The organism is Flavobacterium branchiarum, from assembly GCF_030409845.1.
Taxonomy (GTDB): Bacteria; Bacteroidota; Bacteroidia; order Flavobacteriales; family Flavobacteriaceae; genus Flavobacterium; species Flavobacterium branchiarum.
In genome coordinates, this window is the sequence record NZ_JAUFQQ010000003.1 from 26,316 (window position 1) to 45,929 (window position 19,614).

Annotated in this window: 21 protein-coding genes and 2 tRNA genes; 18 read left to right on the forward strand and 5 right to left on the reverse strand. The window is 32.8% G+C overall.

All coding sequences use genetic code 11. The features are described from left to right. Positions 1-3: 3 nt before the first annotated feature. The gene (locus QWY99_RS00400) at positions 4-930 is read left to right on the forward strand and encodes a DUF58 domain-containing protein (protein ID WP_290259718.1); all 927 of its coding nucleotides are present in this window, start codon (positions 4-6) and stop codon (positions 928-930) included. Positions 931-1,016: 86 nt separating this feature from the next. Next, positions 1,017-1,090 (forward strand) — tRNA-Asp (locus QWY99_RS00405). A gap of 475 nt (positions 1,091-1,565) precedes the next feature. Here QWY99_RS00405 and QWY99_RS00410 read toward each other — a convergent pair. Together QWY99_RS00410 and QWY99_RS00415 are read right to left on the reverse strand one after the other, a co-directional pair. Then, positions 1,566-1,970: a helix-turn-helix domain-containing protein gene (locus QWY99_RS00410; RefSeq protein ID WP_290259720.1), complete on the reverse strand. Its 405-nt coding sequence runs from the start codon at positions 1,968-1,970 to the stop codon at positions 1,566-1,568. Positions 1,971-2,212: 242 nt separating this feature from the next. Then, a complete protein-coding gene (locus QWY99_RS00415; protein ID WP_290259722.1) occupies positions 2,213-2,617 on the reverse strand; it encodes a helix-turn-helix domain-containing protein in 405 nt (134 codons plus the stop codon). Between the two features lie 649 nt (positions 2,618-3,266). Between QWY99_RS00415 and QWY99_RS00420 the strand changes: the two genes are divergently transcribed. The 5 genes from QWY99_RS00420 to QWY99_RS00440 all read left to right on the forward strand — a co-directional run bounded on the left by QWY99_RS00420 (position 3,267) and on the right by QWY99_RS00440 (position 8,572). Further along, positions 3,267-3,340: transfer RNA gene (locus tag QWY99_RS00420), tRNA-Asp, on the forward strand. Positions 3,341-3,462: 122 nt separating this feature from the next. Further along, the gene (locus tag QWY99_RS00425) at positions 3,463-4,284 is read left to right on the forward strand and encodes a helix-turn-helix domain-containing protein (RefSeq protein WP_290259724.1); all 822 of its coding nucleotides are present in this window, start codon (positions 3,463-3,465) and stop codon (positions 4,282-4,284) included. A 269-nt stretch (positions 4,285-4,553) separates the two neighbouring features. Continuing rightward, complete coding sequence (locus QWY99_RS00430) at positions 4,554-5,903, forward strand: TolC family protein (RefSeq protein ID WP_290259726.1); 1,350 nt, start codon at positions 4,554-4,556, stop codon at positions 5,901-5,903. 22 nt (positions 5,904-5,925) lie between these two features. After that, positions 5,926-6,978: an HlyD family secretion protein gene (locus QWY99_RS00435; RefSeq protein WP_290259728.1), complete on the forward strand. Its 1,053-nt coding sequence runs from the start codon at positions 5,926-5,928 to the stop codon at positions 6,976-6,978. 4 nt (positions 6,979-6,982) lie between these two features. Beyond that, the gene (locus tag QWY99_RS00440; protein ID WP_290259730.1) at positions 6,983-8,572 is read left to right on the forward strand and encodes an efflux MFS transporter permease; all 1,590 of its coding nucleotides are present in this window, start codon (positions 6,983-6,985) and stop codon (positions 8,570-8,572) included. A gap of 45 nt (positions 8,573-8,617) precedes the next feature. On the opposite strand, the gene QWY99_RS00445 is transcribed toward QWY99_RS00440, so the two are convergent. Next, positions 8,618-9,118: a DUF456 domain-containing protein gene (locus QWY99_RS00445; protein WP_290259732.1), complete on the reverse strand. Its 501-nt coding sequence runs from the start codon at positions 9,116-9,118 to the stop codon at positions 8,618-8,620. A gap of 48 nt (positions 9,119-9,166) precedes the next feature. On the opposite strand from QWY99_RS00445, the gene QWY99_RS00450 reads away from it, so the two are divergent. Then, on the forward strand, positions 9,167-9,550 hold the full coding sequence (locus tag QWY99_RS00450; RefSeq protein WP_290259734.1) for a hypothetical protein: 384 nt from the start codon (positions 9,167-9,169) through the stop codon (positions 9,548-9,550). 42 nt (positions 9,551-9,592) lie between these two features. Beyond that, the gene (locus tag QWY99_RS00455) at positions 9,593-10,069 is read left to right on the forward strand and encodes a hypothetical protein (RefSeq protein WP_290259736.1); all 477 of its coding nucleotides are present in this window, start codon (positions 9,593-9,595) and stop codon (positions 10,067-10,069) included. A 106-nt stretch (positions 10,070-10,175) separates the two neighbouring features. On the opposite strand, the gene QWY99_RS00460 is transcribed toward QWY99_RS00455, so the two are convergent. After that, positions 10,176-11,120: a lysylphosphatidylglycerol synthase domain-containing protein gene (locus tag QWY99_RS00460; RefSeq protein ID WP_290259737.1), complete on the reverse strand. Its 945-nt coding sequence runs from the start codon at positions 11,118-11,120 to the stop codon at positions 10,176-10,178. A gap of 137 nt (positions 11,121-11,257) precedes the next feature. Between QWY99_RS00460 and ruvC the strand changes: the two genes are divergently transcribed. The 9 genes from ruvC (at position 11,258) to QWY99_RS00505 (ending at position 17,910) form a co-directional block, all read left to right on the forward strand. Further along, positions 11,258-11,815, forward strand: coding sequence for a crossover junction endodeoxyribonuclease RuvC (gene ruvC / locus QWY99_RS00465; RefSeq protein WP_290259739.1), 558 nt, complete (start codon positions 11,258-11,260; stop codon positions 11,813-11,815). A gap of 56 nt (positions 11,816-11,871) precedes the next feature. Next, positions 11,872-13,005: a radical SAM family heme chaperone HemW gene (hemW, locus tag QWY99_RS00470; RefSeq protein ID WP_290259742.1), complete on the forward strand. Its 1,134-nt coding sequence runs from the start codon at positions 11,872-11,874 to the stop codon at positions 13,003-13,005. 117 nt (positions 13,006-13,122) lie between these two features. Continuing rightward, positions 13,123-13,500 (forward strand): GxxExxY protein, encoded by a 378-nt coding sequence (locus QWY99_RS00475; protein ID WP_290259744.1) that lies wholly within the window; start codon positions 13,123-13,125, stop codon positions 13,498-13,500. 371 nt (positions 13,501-13,871) lie between these two features. Beyond that, positions 13,872-14,837: a D-2-hydroxyacid dehydrogenase family protein gene (locus QWY99_RS00480; RefSeq protein WP_290259747.1), complete on the forward strand. Its 966-nt coding sequence runs from the start codon at positions 13,872-13,874 to the stop codon at positions 14,835-14,837. A 396-nt stretch (positions 14,838-15,233) separates the two neighbouring features. After that, the gene (locus QWY99_RS00485; protein ID WP_290259749.1) at positions 15,234-16,013 is read left to right on the forward strand and encodes a cyclase family protein; all 780 of its coding nucleotides are present in this window, start codon (positions 15,234-15,236) and stop codon (positions 16,011-16,013) included. Then, positions 16,010-16,411 (forward strand): GNAT family N-acetyltransferase, encoded by a 402-nt coding sequence (locus QWY99_RS00490; RefSeq protein ID WP_290259750.1) that lies wholly within the window; start codon positions 16,010-16,012, stop codon positions 16,409-16,411. The genes QWY99_RS00485 and QWY99_RS00490 overlap by 4 nt, the downstream gene beginning before the upstream one ends. Next, positions 16,408-16,758: a DUF4260 domain-containing protein gene (locus QWY99_RS00495; RefSeq protein ID WP_290259752.1), complete on the forward strand. Its 351-nt coding sequence runs from the start codon at positions 16,408-16,410 to the stop codon at positions 16,756-16,758. The genes QWY99_RS00490 and QWY99_RS00495 overlap by 4 nt, the downstream gene beginning before the upstream one ends. A gap of 8 nt (positions 16,759-16,766) precedes the next feature. Continuing rightward, positions 16,767-17,138, forward strand: a complete 372-nt coding sequence (locus QWY99_RS00500; protein ID WP_290259754.1) for an MmcQ/YjbR family DNA-binding protein — start codon at positions 16,767-16,769, stop codon at positions 17,136-17,138. A 70-nt stretch (positions 17,139-17,208) separates the two neighbouring features. Continuing rightward, positions 17,209-17,910: a PH domain-containing protein gene (locus tag QWY99_RS00505; RefSeq protein ID WP_290259756.1), complete on the forward strand. Its 702-nt coding sequence runs from the start codon at positions 17,209-17,211 to the stop codon at positions 17,908-17,910. Positions 17,911-18,300: 390 nt separating this feature from the next. On the opposite strand, the gene QWY99_RS00510 is transcribed toward QWY99_RS00505, so the two are convergent. Then, a complete protein-coding gene (locus QWY99_RS00510; protein ID WP_290259758.1) occupies positions 18,301-19,401 on the reverse strand; it encodes a DUF4407 domain-containing protein in 1,101 nt (366 codons plus the stop codon). Positions 19,402-19,614: the final 213 nt, after the last annotated feature.

Genomic DNA, 19,614 nt, shown 5'->3' on the forward strand with positions numbered 1-19,614 from the left:
CTAATGAAGATTGAATCACAAATAGAGAAGATTTCTAGTTTTCAGCATCTTGAGATGTTGGCTAATCAGGTAGTGGAAGGTTTTATTTCGGGAATGCATAAAAGTCCATTTCATGGTTTCTCGGCAGAATTTGCAGAACATAAAGTGTATAATGTTGGAGAAAGTACCAAGCATATAGATTGGAAGCTATTTGCTAAGACAGATCGATTGTATGCAAAGCGATTTGAGGAGGAAACGAATTTGCGTTGTCATTTGATTATAGATAATTCGGCATCGATGCATTATCCTGAATTAAATTCGAATCAGTCTTTCTATGAGAATAAAATAGGATTTTCGGTTTTAGCTTCGGCTGTTTTAATGAATATATTAAAGAAACAACGTGATGCGGTAGGTTTGAGTGTGTTTTCTGATAGTTATGAGTATTATGCGCCTGAAAAGGGGAGTGATCGCCACCATAGAATGTTACTTAATAAACTGGAAGAGCTTTTAGAGAAACCGAAGACAAGCAAAAAAACGGATACGATTACTTATTTGCATCAGATTGCAGAGAAGATCCACAGACGTTCGATGATTATCCTTTTTACAGATATGTTTCAGTCAGAAAACGAAGAGTTGTTGTTTAATGCATTGCAACATCTAAAACATAACAAGCATAAAGTGGTTCTGTTTCATGTAATAGATAAGGAGACAGAAGTGAAATTTGATTTTGATAATGCCCCACGCAAGTTTATTGATTTAGAAACAGGGGAAGAAGTAGCTGTTTTTGCCGATAATGTGAAAATAGAATACGAAAAAGAGGTGGAGAGTTATTTTAAACGCTTGTCTTTAACCTGTGCTCAGAACCGAATTAAGTACGTTCCGGTCGCAGTAGGTGAAAATTTTGAAAAAATATTAACGACTTACTTGGTTGAAAAACAAAACTTTGGATAATAAGTGTAAAAATAATTAAAATTTTTTTCAAAAAAGGCTTGCAGAAACGAAATTCTATACTATCTTTGCAACCGCAATAACGCAGAGGTTTGGTAGTTCAGTTGGTTAGAATACATGCCTGTCACGCATGGGGTCGCGGGTTCGAGTCCCGTCCAGACCGCAATATTGGGAAAAGCCTTTCTTTATAGAAAGGCTTTTTTGCCCAAATACGGTATCTAAAATTAGTTGTGTTGTTTGGTCGGCCTTGTAAGCTGACCGGGTTTAGTAGTTAGACCAATGAAAAGCTTTCCACTTTTGTGGATGGCTTTTTTGATTTATACCACTTTTAGTTTTTGGATCAGGTTTGAAAAGTTGTGTCTATAGGGTCAAGGCGGAAACTGGATCATCCTACATTACCCGCAATCTTGTCCTTCTGAGGAACGAAGAATCTCCGCAAGTAGCGCTAACACAAAACAGTTTTTTTTATAGAATCCTGCATTACCCCAATCTTGTCCTTCTGAGGAACGAAGACTCGAACGATAGCGGATAGACGAAAAAAAGGAAACCATTTCTGATCTCCTTTTAATTAATATATCTTTTTCAATATTTATTGGTCTTTTCTGAATTTTCCAAATACAGGAAGAATTAATCTAAAATTATTTGTTGATTAATTTTTCAAGTCTTGCCATCATTTCGTCTTTCTCTTTCAGCATACGCTCGTATAAAGCAATTTTTTCTTCGTGAAGGTGGATCAATTTATCAATTGGATTATTATTGAAAACTTCAATCCTGTTATTAAACATTGCATTGTCTGAGAAATTACATGAGATTAAATTCACTGCCTGCTCCTCGTCAAAGTTCTGAAATGCTTCAACTGGAATTTTTAATACTGTAGAGATTTGCTTAAGTAGATTGTCTTCAATTACATCTTTCTGCTCAAGCATAGAAATTTTCTTCTGATTCCAGTCTTCTCCTAAATCATAAGCCAATGCCTCTTGCTTTATATTAAGCATTTCTCTGAAACGCTTTAGGTTTCTTCCTTGATGTATTTTTTGTTCCATAATAAATAGCAGTTTTCTAAAGGCTCAAAAGGTAGAGCCATTTGATTAAAAAGTCCGAACTTCAAAGATAAAAAAATATCCCGTAAAACATGGAGCAATACGAAGACCTGTGATGATACAAAAAAAAACTCATCAAAAAAAAAAGGAAACCATTTCTGATCTCCTTATTAATTAGTATATCTTTTTCAATAGTTTATTGGTTTTTTCTAAATTCTCCAAATAGAGAAAGAATTAATCTAAAACTATTTGTTGATTAATTTTTCAAGTCTTGCCATCATCTCGTCTTTCTCTTTCAGCATGCGCTCGTATAAAGCAATTTTTTCTTCGTGAAGCTGAATCAATTTATCAATTGGATTATTATTGAAAGTTGGATTATAATTTATCAAGCCTTGAGTATCATGAAAAGTATTAGAAATAATATTTATTGCTTGCTCCTCATCAAAGTTCTGAAAAGCTTCTGCAGGAATTCTTAGTACAGCTGAAATTTGTTGCAACAGGCTGTCTTCAATTACATCTTTCTGCTCAAGCATAGAAATTTTCTTCTGATTCCAGTCTTCTCCCAAATCATAAGCCAATGCCTCTTGCTTTATATTAAGCATTTCTCTGAAACGCTTTAGGTTTCTTCCTTGATGTATTTTTTGTTCCATAATAAATAGCAGTTTTCTAAAGGCTCAAAAGGTAGAGTCATTTGATTAAAAAGTCCGAACTTCAAAGATAAAAAAATATCCCGTAAAACACGGGGCAATACAAAAACCTGTGGAGTAACAGGATTTTTTTTTAACCGCAATATTGTCTTTCTGACGAAGGAAGGCCCGAGCGACAGCGAACAGACGAAGTAATCTCCGCAAGAAACTATCTCAAGGTGTTCCTGAATTGTCGAGCTACTAGATGAGATTCTTCCTTCGTCAGAAAGACAAGTTTGGGGTAATGCAGGATTGTAAAAAAAACGGTTTTATGGGGTCAGTACTAAAACGGATCGATACAAAAAGCTGTGATGATAGAAAAGACTCATCAATTTGTTTAGACAAGATTGTGCTTAAAAAAAAGGCTTATTACTCTATAGGTTTTCGTATTCGTCTATTGTAAATCACTCGCGATACCTTAATAATACCATGCTTCTTTTGGAAATTGGATATTCTGTAAATAATATTGTTGTTCTATCTAATTTTTCTTTGTTTGTAATTTTTTAGAAATCAAGGTGTTGAAAATTTAACGTTTTTATTTGGTAAAAAAAGTAGAAAAAAGCTTGTGAGATCATTACTTCTGTTGTACTTTTGCACAACAATAAACGCAGTTGGTTTGGTAGTTCAGTTGGTTAGAATACATGCCTGTCACGCATGGGGTCGCGGGTTCGAGTCCCGTCCAGACCGCAATATTGGAAGAAGCCTTTCTTAACAGAAAGGCTTTTTTATTTTAAGACATTTCTCTTCTTTTAAAATTTCTTCATTATATTTATATATCGCAATTTAGTCGCTGATATTCACTTACTTCAATGGAGCAGTCAAAACACAAAGTAGATCAGTATTACATCAAAAAAGTAGATGCTGATAAAAAGAGTATTTACTGTCATCATGATTTGATGGGGGAATTGTTTGTTCCTACCCATAAACACAATAAAGCTCAATTACTTTATGCCGAAGGTGACGTTGTTTTTGTAACTACAGAAACTAAAACTTATTTCTTGCCCGCACGACATTTTATATGGATTCCTAGTGGGATTGAACACAGCATTCATCCAAAGTCTGAAAACGTGATGATGCGTAATCTCTATTTCCCTGTTGAAAAAGAAGAAGATGCCTTTTATCAGAGTGAAGGAATCTATCCAGTAAACAACTTATTGCTTCAAATGATGCTTTTTACTAATCAGTGGAATGGGGATCTTAAAAAAGGAACTCCAAATTTTGCGATTGCTAAAGCTATCAAAGCCATATTACCTCAGATTTGCTTAACCAATTTACCTTTAGAATTGCCTTTACCAAAAGACCCTCGTTTGGGTAAAATCTTGCGTCATATTGAAAACAACCTAGGAGAGACAATTTTGTTTGGAGAAGTAGCTCATCAATTTGGTTATAGTGAGAAATCTTTATACCGTTTGTTTCAGAAAGATCTAGGAATGTCTTTTATTCAATATTATACAATTAGAAGAATATTAAAAGCAATTGAACTCCTTCTCGATAGAAGATTATCTGTAAAAGAAGTTGCAGAAGAAGTTGGTTACACAAGCGTACCTACATTTAGTAATACATTTTTTAAAATTTTAGGGCAACGTCCTTCGGATTATCTTAAAGGAGAAAATATTTTGAAGAAAAGATAAATTGTAATGTTTAAAAAGTGAAGTGTAAAAAGTGCAACATGTAGATTTTGTTCAGGTTTCGCTTTTTTGTTTATAATCTTTATTAAATAGCTCGTCAATTTTTTCTACGCTAGAACATCCTCAATGCACTTAACTATAACGTTTTCATTTTATTAGGTTGATTTTCAGTTGTTAAAATTTGTCCGAAATGAATATGTTATTGACTTTTTAGGATTATCAGGCAATCATAAAATGAAAGAACTTTGCAGTGAATAAATCACACTACTTTCATGTTCCTTAAAAAAAGGTTTTCGACAATACGTTATTTCTCTAAAAATTTGGTTTTAATCCTTATTTTTCAAGGAATAACTACACTACAAGCGCAACAGAGTAATCCAATTTCGTTGCAAGAAGCAATAAAAATTGCAAAAGAAAATAACAAAAACATTCTCAAGTCTCGTATCGAGATAGACATTTCTAAAGAGAATATCAAAGAAACCAAAGAACTTCGTTTACCTGAAATAGATTTTAATACTTCTTATTCTCGTATTACAAACTTAACGGAGTTTAAAAGCGGTTTTTTAAAAGACAAAGAAGTAACGCATACTATTCCTGAAATGTATAATGTAGGTACTGCTATTAAAGTGCCTTTATATGTAGGCAATAAAATAAACAATGCTATTAAAATTGCTAAGCAAGAAAATGCAATAGCTTTAGTTAAAAGTGAAAAAACAGAAAGTGATATTGAGCTAGAAGTAATTGCTACTTATTTGGGAATTCAGAAAATGATGGAGCTTCAAAAAATCATTGAAGAAAATATTAAAGAAGAGCAAAGCCGACTTAAAGAAGTTCAATCTTTGAAGAATCATGGTACAATTACAAAAAATGAAGTCTTAAGAGCCGAACTTCAACTTTCAGATCGTGAGTTAAATTCTTTGACAAATTCGAAAAACATAAAAATTGCGCTTAACGAGTTAAAAACAATTTTGCAGTTACCAGAAGAAGAAGTAATTGCTATTGATGAAGCTACAAGTTTAAATGAAAATGCCAAGCTAGATGATTATAGTTTTTATTTAAGTAATACGCTTCAGAATGAAGAGATGCGAATTGCATATCAGGAAATAGAAATTAAGAAGACGGAGGTGAAATTAGCAAAAGGGAATTACTATCCTAAAATAAATTTCTTTGGAGATTATAATTTTAAGTACCCCAATTATATGTTTTTTCCACCAAACCCCTATCTGTATAGTTTAGGACAGGTGGGAATTGAAGCGTCATTTAGCTTGTCAGGATTGTATAAAAACAAGACCAAAGTACATATTGCAAATTCTAAAGTAGAATTACAAAAAACGCAATCGGAAATTGTAAAAAATAAAGTTCAGGATGAATTATTTAAAAATCATACTCAATATCAGGAAATAGTCGAGAAGATTGTAGTTGTTGACAAGGCGCTAGAATTGGCTACAGAGAATTATCGTATCGTAAAGCTAAAATACCTAAATCAGTTGGTACTAATAACCGAAATGGTCGATGCTGATAATGCTTTATTGCAAGCGAAATTTAATAAAATCGCAACCAGAATTGATGCTGAAATGAAGCATTATGAATTGCTTCACACAGCAGGATTATTAAATAAATAAATTTAAAAGAGAATAAATTTTTATGGTAAAGATTAAAAATGAAACTAGAGCTAATATGTCGTTTCATACATTGATAACTGTTATTGCGTGCGTACTTGTTTTAAGCGGAATCGTTTTGGGAATTTGGTTTTATGTTTTTAATAAAAACCACGAAGAAACAAATGATGCTCAGGTTGAGCAATATGTTACGCCAATAATGTCGAGAATTACAGGTTATGTTCAGGAGGTTCGTTATGAAGAAAATCAATTTGTTCATAAAGGAGATACTTTGTTGGTTATTGATAATCGTGAATACAAATCAAGGTTAGATGTTGCTTTGGCAGATGTAGAAAGTGCTAAAAGAAACAGCATTGTTGTTGAGAAAAACGTGGCAACAACAGCAAGTGCAACTAGCATTGGAAAATCGCAATTGGCAGCAGCCAAAACAAATCTTTGGAAAACACAATTAGAATATAAACGTTACAAAGCTTTGGTAAAAGAGGAAGCTGCAACGGAGCAACAATTAGAGAAAGTAAAAGCAGATTACGAATCGGCTCAGGCTCAGTATCAAGAAATGAGTAACCGAATTGAATCTTCTAATTTAAGTACATCTCAGGCGGCTGCGAATGTTCCTACTGCTCAAACAGTAATTCAGTCTAAACAAGCTTTGGTTGATAACGCTGCTTTGTTTCTTTCGTACACGGTTATTACTGCTCCTTATGACGGATGGGTTGCTAAGAAAACAATTCAGCCAGGACAAATGGTAAAAGAGGGGCAAACGCTACTTTCGATGGTTAGTAAAGAAAAATGGATTACGGCAAACTTTAAAGAGACACAAGTGCAATTCTTGACTATTGGGCAGGAAGTTGAAATACATGCTGATGCACTTAATGATAAAGATTTTGTGGGTGTTATAGCTTCGCTATCTCCTGCTAGTGGTGCGCGATTCTCATTATTGCCACCAGATAATGCAACTGGAAACTTTATTAAGATTGAACAAAGAATTCCAGTAAGAATAAAATTAAAAGACACAAGTGAACAAGCTGACTTCCTTCGTGCCGGGATGAATATAACTGTTGTAGCCGAACACAAATAACATAATGTTAGACAATACGAGCGTTTTTAAATCATGGGTTCCCAATTGGGCAATCATTGTAATCTTGTTTTTTTGCATGTTACATTCAATGATTTTGTTGGGAGTTTACTCTTCAAATGTTACTTATGCATCTAGTTTTCTGGATATAGAGCCTGAAGATTTACAATTTTCTATGTGTGTTACCTATGGAACATTGCTTGCCACAATATTAATAGAGAGTAGATTCTCTAAGTTTTTTCCAACCAAAAAATACTTGATTGCTGTATTTTGTTTGGTAGCTATTACAATAATGTTATCGGCTTACGTTAAGAATTTTTCGTTATTCATTATGATAAGAATGGCTGAGGGCTTTTTAATGGCGTTACCAGGTGTTCCGTTAAGGCAGTTATTAATTACCCGATTTAAATCTAAAAATGCAATTATAATTGGATTTACGTTTAATTATGGAGCCTTGTTATTATCATCACCTTTTATAATGAATATTGCTGTTTGGCTTTTAGAGAATTACGATTGGAGATACATGGCATACGGATCGGCAGCATTTCAGGTTATTTGTGTTTTATTAATCATGATAACGTTTAATGATAGTCGTCTTCATCGAAAAATTCCATTGTATCAAATAGATTGGACTAGTTTTGTTTTATTACTAACAGCTATATTATGTGGAGCTTATTTCTTTGTTTACGCAGAGAAAAAATATTGGTTTGAATCTTTTGAAATTCGTGTTGCATTAATAGCTTCTTTAATTGCGACAGGTTTGTTTATTTTTAGGCAATTGCATGTAAAGCGTCCTTGTTTTGATTTGAATGTCTTTCGATATGCTAATTTGCGAATCGGTTTTCTGTTGTTTTTCCTTTTTTATATAGGTAGAGCAACGCTTAACATTTGTCATAGCACCATGTTTAGCGTTTGGAATTGGGAGCCATCGCGTGTAGCTCATATTCAGTATCTTAATGTAATTGGAAATGTAATCGGAATGGTTTTGGCAGCAATTTTTCTAGCTAAAACAGTAGCGTCTAAATATATTTTTATGCTAGGATTTTTTATTCTAGCAGTATTTCATCTGTGGTTTACGTTTCTTTTTGTGCCAGATATTTCATTATCTACAATGGCAATACCATATGTTTTACAAGGAGTTGCAGTAGGAATTTTGTTTGTGCCATTAGTTTTGTTCACCATGTCATCAGTTCCATCAGGTTTAGCACCTTATTCAGGAGCAATAGGGGTTTCTGGTCGTTTTTGGGGAAGCACGATAGGATTTTGTATTATGCAAAATGCTGAGAAATTTTTCCAAAAATCACATTTTACAAAACTAACTCAGTTTGTTGTACCCGAAAGTCCTGAGACACAAAATAGAATTGCTCAAACTGCTCAAAGTTTCATTAGTAAAGGTTTTAATCCGGATGAAGCTAATCTATTGGCCATGAAGCAAATTTCAGGTTCTATTACCAAGCAATCTATCTTATTGTCTAATATGGAGATTTTTACCCTTGTTGGATACGGACTATTAATCGTAGTACTGTTTCTTGCAATTAATCAACACCTGAAAAAGAGTTTTGATGTCTTTAGAAATAGAGTTTGGAATAGTTTTTAAGTCCAGCCTAGAATCCGTATTAGACGTCTAATGCGGATTCTGTTTTTAAAATAGTCCAGCACGATTTTGCCATACAAGCGTAAGGAATAAACCGAAGAATGCAATACAAATCATAAAGTTTATAAAGCTCGAAGTTATAAAGCCGATAAAAGAACCTGTAGCTGCTTTTAAGGCGCGATTATGATCTTTTTTGTCGTAGATAAGCTCTCCAATAAATGCTCCAACAAATGGGCCAATAATAAAACCAAGTGGAATTGGAATAAATATCCCTACCACTAAGCCAATATTAGTTCCCCAAATACCATATTTGCTCCCTCCAAATTTCTTGGTGCCTTTAGCTGGGATAATGTAGTTTAGAATAGAAATGATGATTGTAATTGCAAGCGTAACACCTAGAACCCAATAATTCATTGGTACTGCTTTTGTTAGGTAAAGCAATAATAACCCTAGCCAACTTAGGCCTATTCCTGGTAAAACAGGCAGGAAACTACCTAAAATCCCAATAATCATGCATGTAAAACCGAGTAACAATAATAGTGTATCCATATAATTTTTTGTAATTTTGCGTTTATAATTCTTTAGTGAAACTCGACTATGTTTAGAATTTTGCAATTAATGTTGTTTTGTTTTTTGATTTTTTCAATCAATACAAATGGATATGCGCAAACTAAAAAACTTTCAATAGACGATCGACTACTTCAGGATAGCATTTATAAAAGTAATAAGAAAAAAGTATTAAATTTTTCAATGAAAGATTTTGATGCTCTTTTTTTTGATTTCTTTACTGTTAAAAGCAATCCAGATGTTGTTTTAACTAAAACACAGTTTTATAATTATACAGTTCAAATTGCCACTTTTTCTGACCGATTAGCAATTTTATATCCTGCTGAAAAAGTAATTGCGGCAAAGAATAAAGAACATTGGCTTTCAGAAAGTTATGAGGATTATTTGTTATTCAAAGCTTCTCAAAAAAAATAATTGTATTTTTATAAATTAATAGTTCAATTCTAAATCAATCCCTTGAAGCAAATTTCCCTTTTATTAGTAATCATTTTGTTTAACTCTTGTCAATATTTTGAGAAGCAGGTGCCTTCTGAAAAAGAATTATTGCAAAAAGAGCTAAAATCGATTAATTGGAAAGAAGTTGATGAATTTCCATCGGTAGTAGAATGTGAAAAAATTGAAAATAAAAAGCAACGCCAACAATGTTTTTTTGAAATAATGACACAGCTCATTCAGCAAAAACTAAGTAGCGATACACTTGCAATTCTTTATCCTGAATTGGATACTATCGAAGTAAAAGTGACTATTTTTCCAAATGCTACAATGAAATTCGAACCACAGTTTCCAAAAGATTCAGTGGCTTATGACACAGTTAAGATTGATAGCATTCTGCGCGCACGTTTAGTAGATTTTCCTAAAGTCAATCCCGCCATAAAACGTGGTATTCCTGTAAAAACTCAGTTTATATTACCAGTAATTCTTAAGGTAGAATAACGATGCCGTTTACTTTTTTTTAATATTTTGAAAGAAGATAAAAAGTATAGCAACTATCTATGACCAACTAAACAATGAGTCAGTATTATGGAATACTGTTGTATTATTAATTGATGGCTTTAGTCTTGAAATTCAAAACATAATAACTTCCAATAACAACAGGCAAAACTACATTTAAGAACCACATTAAGGTCGAAATGAAAATTACAATCCATTCGTTTACGCCAAGTATTCCGAAGAAATATACAGCAACACTTCCTTTTACAGCAAAATCCAAAAACTGAAAAGTAGGCAATGATGAAGCTAGAAAGTAAACAGCCGCAACCGTTGCGATTAAGGTAAAATAAGGTAAGTCAACATCAAAAGCTAGAAACAAAAAATAATATTGATGTGAGAATACTAAGTAGCGACAAATCCCTAAAAGAATGTTTTTTTGATGAATTGATTTCGGAATTTCGTTGATCTTATGAATAAGCTTTTCAATTGAATACCCTTTGATTGCGATTTTTTTTAATAGAAAAACGACAACAAATAATACTAATAAAAGGGCAAAAAGTAATGCAACAGTTGGCGATGTGATTACATTGTATTTTGAGTTAAAATACAATAAACCAAAGATTCCAAATATAACAGTGATAACCATTTGTATTCCGTTGCATATCAGATTTAAGAATACTACTTTTTTTGTTTCTTTTTTGTCAAAAAATAATGCTTTCCCAGCATATTCACCAACGCCATTTGGAGTAAAAAGTCCAGCAGTTAATGCTCCGAGCACTTGTTTTGTAGCTTCGAGTAGTGATATTTTTCGGATAACCTGAGCTAGATTCTGCCATTTCAAAATTTCAAAATAACGATTTAAAACGCTCAGTAATAAAATAAAGGCAATTCCAGAAACCGATTGATTCTTTTTAAATAAAATAATAAATTTTTCCCAGTCGAGTTTATCGTTTTGTGCAAGTTGATTATAAATAAAATAAAATGCGCCACCTACAATCAAAAGTTTGATTACAAGAACAAGGAATTGTTTAGCTTTGTGAGGAATTGAAATCATGCCACAAAGTAAAGGAAAAACTATTACACAAAGTCACGCAAAGACTCACAGAGTTTCGCAAAAGACTGTTTTTTTCAATACATAATCAAACTTTGTGTGTTTTGAGTCTCCTTTGAGAATCTTCGTGAAATAAAAAAATGACAAAAGAACGCATCATATTAGGAATCGACCCAGGAACAACCATTATGGGTTTTGGGTTGATAAAAATCGTCAATAAAAAAATGGAATTTTTACAGCTCAACGAACTGCAATTATCCAAATACGACAATCATTACCAAAAGCTTAAACTCATTTTTGAACGTACCATTGAGTTAATTGAAACACATCATCCAGATGAAATTGCTATTGAAGCACCTTTCTTTGGTAAAAATGTTCAGTCGATGTTAAAGTTAGGACGAGCTCAAGGAGTTGCAATGGCAGCGGGGCTTTCTAGAGATATTCCGATAACCGAATACGAACCTAAAAAGATAAAAATGGCGATTACCGGAAATGGAAATGCCAGTAAAGAACAAGTTGCTAAAATGCTACAACAACTTTTAGGATTAAAAGAATTGCCTAAGAATCTCGATTCAACAGATGGTTTGGCAGCAGCAGTTTGTCACTTTTTCAACTCAGGAAAAGTAATTGGTGAAAAAAGTTATTCAGGTTGGGATTCCTTTGTAAAACAAAATGAAGAACGAGTTAAAAAAAAGTAGTGTTCAGTCACAGTTTTCAGTTAATGTAGACTGTTATAGAACGATAAACAAAAAAAATGAGCGGAATATATATCCATATCCCTTTTTGTAAGCAAGCATGTAATTATTGCGACTTTCATTTCTCGACTTCGATGAAAAAGAAAGAAGACATGGTTTTGGCTATCGCCAAAGAGATTTCTATGCGCAAAAATGAATTTGAAAATGAAATTGTCGAGACCATTTATTTCGGTGGAGGAACTCCCTCGGTATTAACTTGTGATGAAATTCAGTTTTTAATTGCAACCGTTTATGACAATTATAAAGTAATAGCAAATCCAGAGGTCACACTCGAGGCAAATCCGGATGATTTATCTACCGAGAAAATAATCGAATTGTCTAAAAGTCCTATTAACCGATTGAGTATTGGAATCCAATCTTTTTTTGAAGATGATTTGAAGATGATGAATCGCGCTCATAATTCGGCGGAAGCCAAAAAATGCTTGGAGGAAGTAACGAAATATTTTGATAATATTTCTTTAGATTTAATATATGGTGTTCCCGGAATGAGTAATGAAAAATGGAAACAGAATATCGAGACCGCTTTGAGTTTTGGTGTTCCGCATATTTCGAGTTATGCTTTGACAGTGGAGCCCAAAACAGCATTGAATAAACTAATCCAGACAGGAAAAGTGGCAAAACCTAATGATGAAGTGGCTTCTGCACATTTTATGATTTTGGTTGAAACCCTTGAAGCGAATGGTTTTATTCATTATGAATTATCAAACTTCGGAAAGGAAAACTTTTTTTCTAAAAATAATTCAGCCTATTGGTTGGGTAAAAAATATATTGGAATCGGTCCTTCGGCACATAGTTACGATGGTGTTTCAAGAAGTTGGAATATCGCTAATAACTCCATTTATATAAAATCAATTCAAGAAAACCAATTGCCTAATGAAATTGAAGTTCTTTCGCTATCCGATCGCTATAATGAGTATATCATGACTGGATTAAGAACAATCTGGGGAGTTTCGTTGGAGAGAATCGAAAAAGAATTTGGAACTGATTATTTGGTTTATCTAAAAAAACAAGCCAAAAAGTTTCTTGATGATGAGTTGGTTTTTATTAAGGATAATATCTTAAGACCAACAGCAAAAGGAAAATTCTTAACTGATGGAATAGCATCTGATTTATTTTACTTAAATTCGGATTAAAGATTACTATTTTTTTTTATTTTGTAAGAATAGTTCCTGTTTTTATTTTTTAAATACTAGATTTGTTGTCGTAAATATTCCGAAATGGAATAGGTTTTTGCGGTTAAACTACAAATTATGAGTGAAAATGAATTATCAAGAATTGTTTTTGATTCGGCATTAAAGGTACATAAGGCGCTTGGTCCTGGTTTATTAGAAAGTGCTTATGAAGAGTGTTTAATTTTTGAACTGAAAAAAGTAGGTTTGAAAATTGAAAAACAGAAAGCTCTACCTTTGATTTATGAAGATGTTAAATTAGATATTGGTTATCGATTAGATATTATAGTAGAAAATAAATTAATTTTAGAGATAAAATCTGTTGTTGCTTTAAATGATGTTCATTTTGCGCAGTTAATGACTTATTTAAAACTAACGAATTGTAAATTGGGTTTACTCATAAATTTCAATGTTGTTTTAATGAAAAATGGAATACGTAGGATTGTGAATAATCTTTGAAAATATTTAACCACCAAGTTCGCAAGGGTTTTCGCAAGATTCGCAAAGAAAAATATAGTTTTGCGGAAAGTTTTTAACCGCTAAGTTCGCAAGGGTTTTCGCAAGGTTCGCAAAGAAAAATATAGTTTTGCGGAAAGTTTTTAACCGCTAAGTTCGCAAGGGATTTCGCAAGGTTCGCAAAGAAAAATATAGTTTTGCGGAAAGTTTTTAACCGCTAAGTTCGCAAGGGATTTCGCAAGGTTCGCAAAGAAATGATGCAGTTTTCACATACAGCTTTGCGAACTTTGCGATAAGACAAATGTAAATCTTTGCGCTCCTTGCGGTAAAAAATATTAGCAAGTCTTAATTAAAAACAATAAATAAATAATCTAATGAAAATTACCATACTAGATGATTATCAAAATGCAGTTATAAAACTAGAATCTTTCAAAATGTTGAAAGGATTAGATGTTACTGTTTTAAATTATACAGAAAAAGACAATTCTAAGCTAGCAGAGTTATTAAAAGACTCCGAAATTATCGTCTTAATTCGTGAAAGAACTGAAATTACCGAAGACCTACTCTCCAGATTACCTAAGTTAAAACTTATTAGTCAGACAGGAAAAAAATCGAATCATCTTGATGTTGCTGCATGTACAAAATATAAAGTTGCAGTAGCTGAAGGTATTGGGTCACCTGTTGCTCCTTCTGAATTTGCTTGGGCGTTAATAATGAATACTGTACGTCAGATTCCACAGGCTATCCAAGGAATGAAGGAAGGTAAGTGGCAAACGAATATTGGTTCTACGATAAAAGGGAAAACAATTGGAATCTGGGGTTATGGAAAAATTGGGCAGCAAATTGCAAAATATGCTTCGGTTTTTGGAGCAAGAGTTTTGGTTTGGGGAAGTGAAAATTCAAGAAATCAGGCAGTGCTTGACGGATTTGACGAGGCTACTTCTAGAGAAGCATTTTTTTCTCAAAGTGATGTGATTACGTTACATATTAGACTCAATGAAAGTACTTTTGGAATTGTAAAAGAGACTGATTTGAACTTAATGAAATCTGATGCTGTTTTGATTAATACGGCAAGGGCAGAATTAATAGAAAAAGGAGCTTTGTTGAAATGTCTAAAAAATGGAAGACCGGGATTTGCTGGTATAGATGTTTATGAAGAAGAGCCTATTTATGATATGAACTTTGAATTACTCCAACTGCCAAATGTTATTTGTACGCCTCACATTGGTTATGTAGAGAAAGACAGCTACGAACTGTATTTTGAGAAAGCATTTGAGAATGTAATTAGCTATATTAATAGAAATCCAACTAATATTGCAAATCCTGAAGTATTAGATTAAAAGAGGAAATATTCAATCGCAAAGGGGAAAAATTCGTAGTGTTATGAATAATCTTTGAAAATATTTAACCGCTAAGTCCGCAATGGTTTTCGCAAGGTTTACAAAGAAAAAAAACACAGTTTTCACATACAGCTTTGCGAACTTTGCGATAAGACAAATGTAAATCTTTGCGCTCTTTGCGGTAAAAAAAATAGTAGCAAACCTTAGGGAAATAAAATTTTCACATACAGCTTTGCGAACTTTGCGATAAGACAAATGTAAATCTTTGCGCTCCTTGCGGTAAAAAAAATAGTAGCAAACCTTAGGGAAATAAAATTTTCACATACAGCTTTGCGAACTTTGCGGTAAGATAAATGTAAATCCTTGCGTCCCTTGCGGTAAAAAAAAAATAAACCTATGACAGCAACAATAAATCATAACAATCAAAATTTCGAAATAGACTTATCAAAACCTATTGATATTTCGATTCCGTTAACGAATACAGATGATAATCCGATTGCATGGTATATTGAAAAACCTGTAATTGAGCCTGTTGTTTTTGGTGATTGGATAGGGAAGGTTTCTGAAGGGAAATCATCTACCAATTTTAATAATATTTTCTTTAATCCGCATGGGCATGGTACACACACCGAATGCTTAGGACATATTACAAGGGAGTTTTATAGTATTAATCAATCGCTAAAGAAGTTTTTCTTTTTGGCAGAATTAGTTTCGGTTGAACCAGAAATTCAAGGAGAAGATTTGGTGATTACTAAAGAGCAAATTGTTCAGGCATTAAATGCTTCGGCTTTGCTCAGTGATACAATTGAGGCTTTAATTATTAGAACGCTTCCAAATCAAGAATCAAAAAAAGCAACTAAATATTCAAATACGAATCCTCCTTATTTATCTGAGGATGCAGCGGTTTTCATTCGCGAAAGCGGGATTCAGCATTTATTAATTGATTTGCCAAGTGTAGATAAGGAACATGACGAAGGGAGGTTATTGGCACATAAAGCATTTTGGAATGTGAAAAATGTAGATAATCTAAATTCTGATGCACGACTTGAGGCTACAATAACGGAGATGATTTATGTAGCTGACGAAATAAAAGACGGAGGTTATATACTTAATATACAAATTGCTTCGTTTGAAAATGATGCTAGCCCGTCAAAACCTATTTTGTATAAGATATGATTACAGTTTCCACCGATAAAAGTAAATTAGATGTTCCCTTTATTCAGCACTTTCTAAAAGATATTTATTGGGCAGTAGGTCGCACGATAGAAGAAGTTAAGATAACAATCGATAACTCATTTTGCTTTGGAATTTTTCTGGATGATAAACAAATTGGCTTTGCTCGTGTAATTACTGATTATGTTGCTTTTGCTTATGTAATGGATGTTTTTATAACTGAAGAGCATCGAGGTAAAGGGTATTCGTCAATTCTAATTGAAAGAATGATAAATGAACCAGAATTAAAAGACGTTAAAATATGGAGATTGGCAACAAGTGACGCTCATTCTTTATATAGCAAATTTGGCTTTACAGCATTAAAGACTCCTGAAAAAATGATGGAAAAAGTAAAAAAATGAAAACAGTAATTAAACTAGAAGAGATTGGTTTGTTTGTTCTCGGAATATATTTATTTAGCCTGTTAGATTATCACTGGTGGTGGTTTTTGGTATGGATATTAGTGCCTGATTTATCAATGATAGGATATGCTTTTAATGCGAAAATAGGAGCTTTTTTGTATAACATATTCCATCATAGAGGAATTGCTATTATAGTTTATATATTAGGAAGCTATTTAAAAATAGAAGCCTTGCAACTTGTTGGAGTTATATTATTTTCTCATGCTTCAATGGATCGTATTTTTGGTTATGGATTAAAGTATGAAGCGGGGTTTAAATACACGCATTTAGGTGAAATTGGTAAATAAGAAATGATATGAATTTAGAAACGTATTATGAATATTGTCTTTCTAAAAAGGGAGCTACAGAACATTTTCCTTTTGATGAAGAAACTTTGGTGTTTAAAGTTGGAGGAAAAATATTTGCTTTGTCATCTTTGTCCCAATGGGAAAAGAATACTCCTGCAGTAAATTTGAAATGTGACCCAGAGCGTGCTCAGGAATTACGAGGTGAATATGATGATATCAAACCGGGTTTTCATATGAGCAAAGTACATTGGAATACGATTACTATGAACGGAGGTTTGCCTACTGCTTTTATAAAAGAACTTATTGATCATTCGTATGATTTGGTTTTCAAAAGTTTGACAAAGAAAATTCAGAACGAAATTATCGAATTAGAAATTTAGGCATTACATTTGTATCATAATACAAAAACTAGCAACTCAGTTACTTTGTAGCTTAGCAACTTATAAAAACATGAAAGAACAATTTAAAAAGTTTTTAAACGAAGAACAAGACCCAAAAGCGATCGAAAAAATCACTTCAAAACTTAATGATTTATTGATGAGAGGTGAGGAGATTGGATATATTGCTGTTCAAAAAAAACCAGCAATTACTGTTTTTCCTGATAGTATTGTAGTAACAAACAAAAGAATCATTGTATGTAAACCTAAAAACTTAGGTCTTTCAATGGATTTTACAGATTATACTTGGGATGAGATTGTTGGGACTTTTGTAAAAGAAAACATTCTTGGATCAGAATTTTCATTCTCTACCAAAACAGATATTCAGTTTAGTATAGATTATATTCCTAAAATTCAAGCTAGAAAAATTTTCACTTACGCAAAAGAACAACTGGACATACTTAAAAATCCAATTCTTGTCCCTACTCCAGTTGCTGAAATTGTAGAGCCAGAGGTGGTTGAACCAATAGAAGAAGAGATTGAAGAAGTTGAAACGGAAGAAGTGATTAACTACGCTGAAATATTACCAGCGACAGTAATTCATAATGAACCAGTTCAAGAAACTCCATTTACTACAGAAGAAAGAAGATTAAGTGATATGTCTCAAGATGAACTTTTTGAAAAATTACAGAATTACAAAAAGCTATTAGATAACGGATTGATTATGCAAGGTGAATATGATGCCTTCAAGAAAGAAATCTTAAGTTATATGTAGTTTTTAATCGCAAAGTGCGCAAAGTTTATAAAAAAAACCAACATGATGAATGTTGGTTTTTTTATGTTTTCTTGTTTAAGCCTTAGCATACTTAGTGTTTAAATTTATAGAATTACAATTTAGTCTCAAGTTTGCTTGCAAAACGGTGGGCTTGTAATCTTTAAAAACTTTTAACCGCAAGGGACGCAAGGATTTTCGCAATGTTCGCAAAGTAAAAAATACAGCTTTACACAAAGCTTAGCGAACTTTGCGGTCAAATAAATATAAATCTTTGCGAACCTTGCGATTAAAAATTTAGGGTTGAGTTTATAGACTTACAATGTCGCTTTCTGTTTTTTACAAAGCGGTGGGCTTGCAATCTTTAAAAACTTAGCAGTTGAATTTATAGACTTACAATGTTGCTTTCTGTTTCTCTACAAAACGGTGGGCTTGTAACTCTAGTAATTCTTTTGCTTTCTGTCGCTGTAAGTTGTAGATGTCTTTATCTTCGGCAATATCGGCATAAACTTTATCATGCATTGCTGCACTAGTTTTTACTAGTAAACTACGTTGGTATTTGTTTTGTTCTAATGTAGCTTTTAATGCTGTTTCAAGTTCTTCTTGCTTAAAATCATATTCTCCTCTTGGAGCTAATAATTTGGCAATAATCGGCGATGTTTCGATTGCTAGAAACAGTAGCATAATAAAGAAAGAAGGAATCCAAGGTAATTTGTTCAATGCATTTATTCGAGCCATTAAACCATCAAATCCGTCGATAATAGGTTGTGTTTCGGATACTTTTTTGTCTACATCAGCTTGGAGTACTTTTGCTGCTTTTTCTTTTTCGGCTATTTTAGCCTCATTTTCGGTTTTTAAAGTTGCAAATTCCTTTAAAGCAGCATCGTGTTTGTCCCTTTTCTCTTTATAAACAGGCCCTTTTCCTAGTTTTTTTGTACCTGTTGTTCCTTCAGCTTCTGTAATGTACGTGGAGTATAGTGCATTTACTTCTTTTTCTTTATTAAGGATGTCTGATTTTAAACCGGCAATTTCGGCTTTGTTTTTATCTAAATCAGATTTATAGTAATTACCAACTTCCTTTTTATTGGCAAGAGCCATTGCATTTTTCTCTTTTAATAAAACAGTGTTGATTTCTTTTTCGAATATTTTAATCTCTAGTGGTTTCGAAATTACTATTGCGATAATAACTGCAAGAATAATTCGTGGTGTTGCTTGAAGAAATTCATCCCAAGCACGGTCTCTTTTTTTAATTGTAGATACAATAAAACGGTCAAGATTAAAAATAAGTAAACTCCAAACAAATCCGAATAGCATCGCTGGATATATGGAGTCAAAAACAGTAAATAGAGCATATGCACTTGCGATAAATGCCATAACTGCGGTGAAGAAAACAGTAGCACCAATACCAACGTATTTGGTTTGTTCGCCTGCGGAACAGTCCTCAAGGAGGTCTTTGTCGGCCCCTGAACAAAGGATAAAAAATTGTTTTAACATGATTGATAATTTTTGATTGATTGATAAGGCAAATTTAACGCCAAAAAATTAATATCAAGGTAAATAGTTGATATGTTTTTGGTTAGGTTGTTGTTTTGTGGTTTTTTGCAACTCTTTTATATGTTTTTTAAATAGTAGTAATGTTAATTTTGTTCAATCTTTTTAAGGGTTGGTGTTATTTTAAAGTAAAAATAAGGGGCTTAAAAAGCAGAA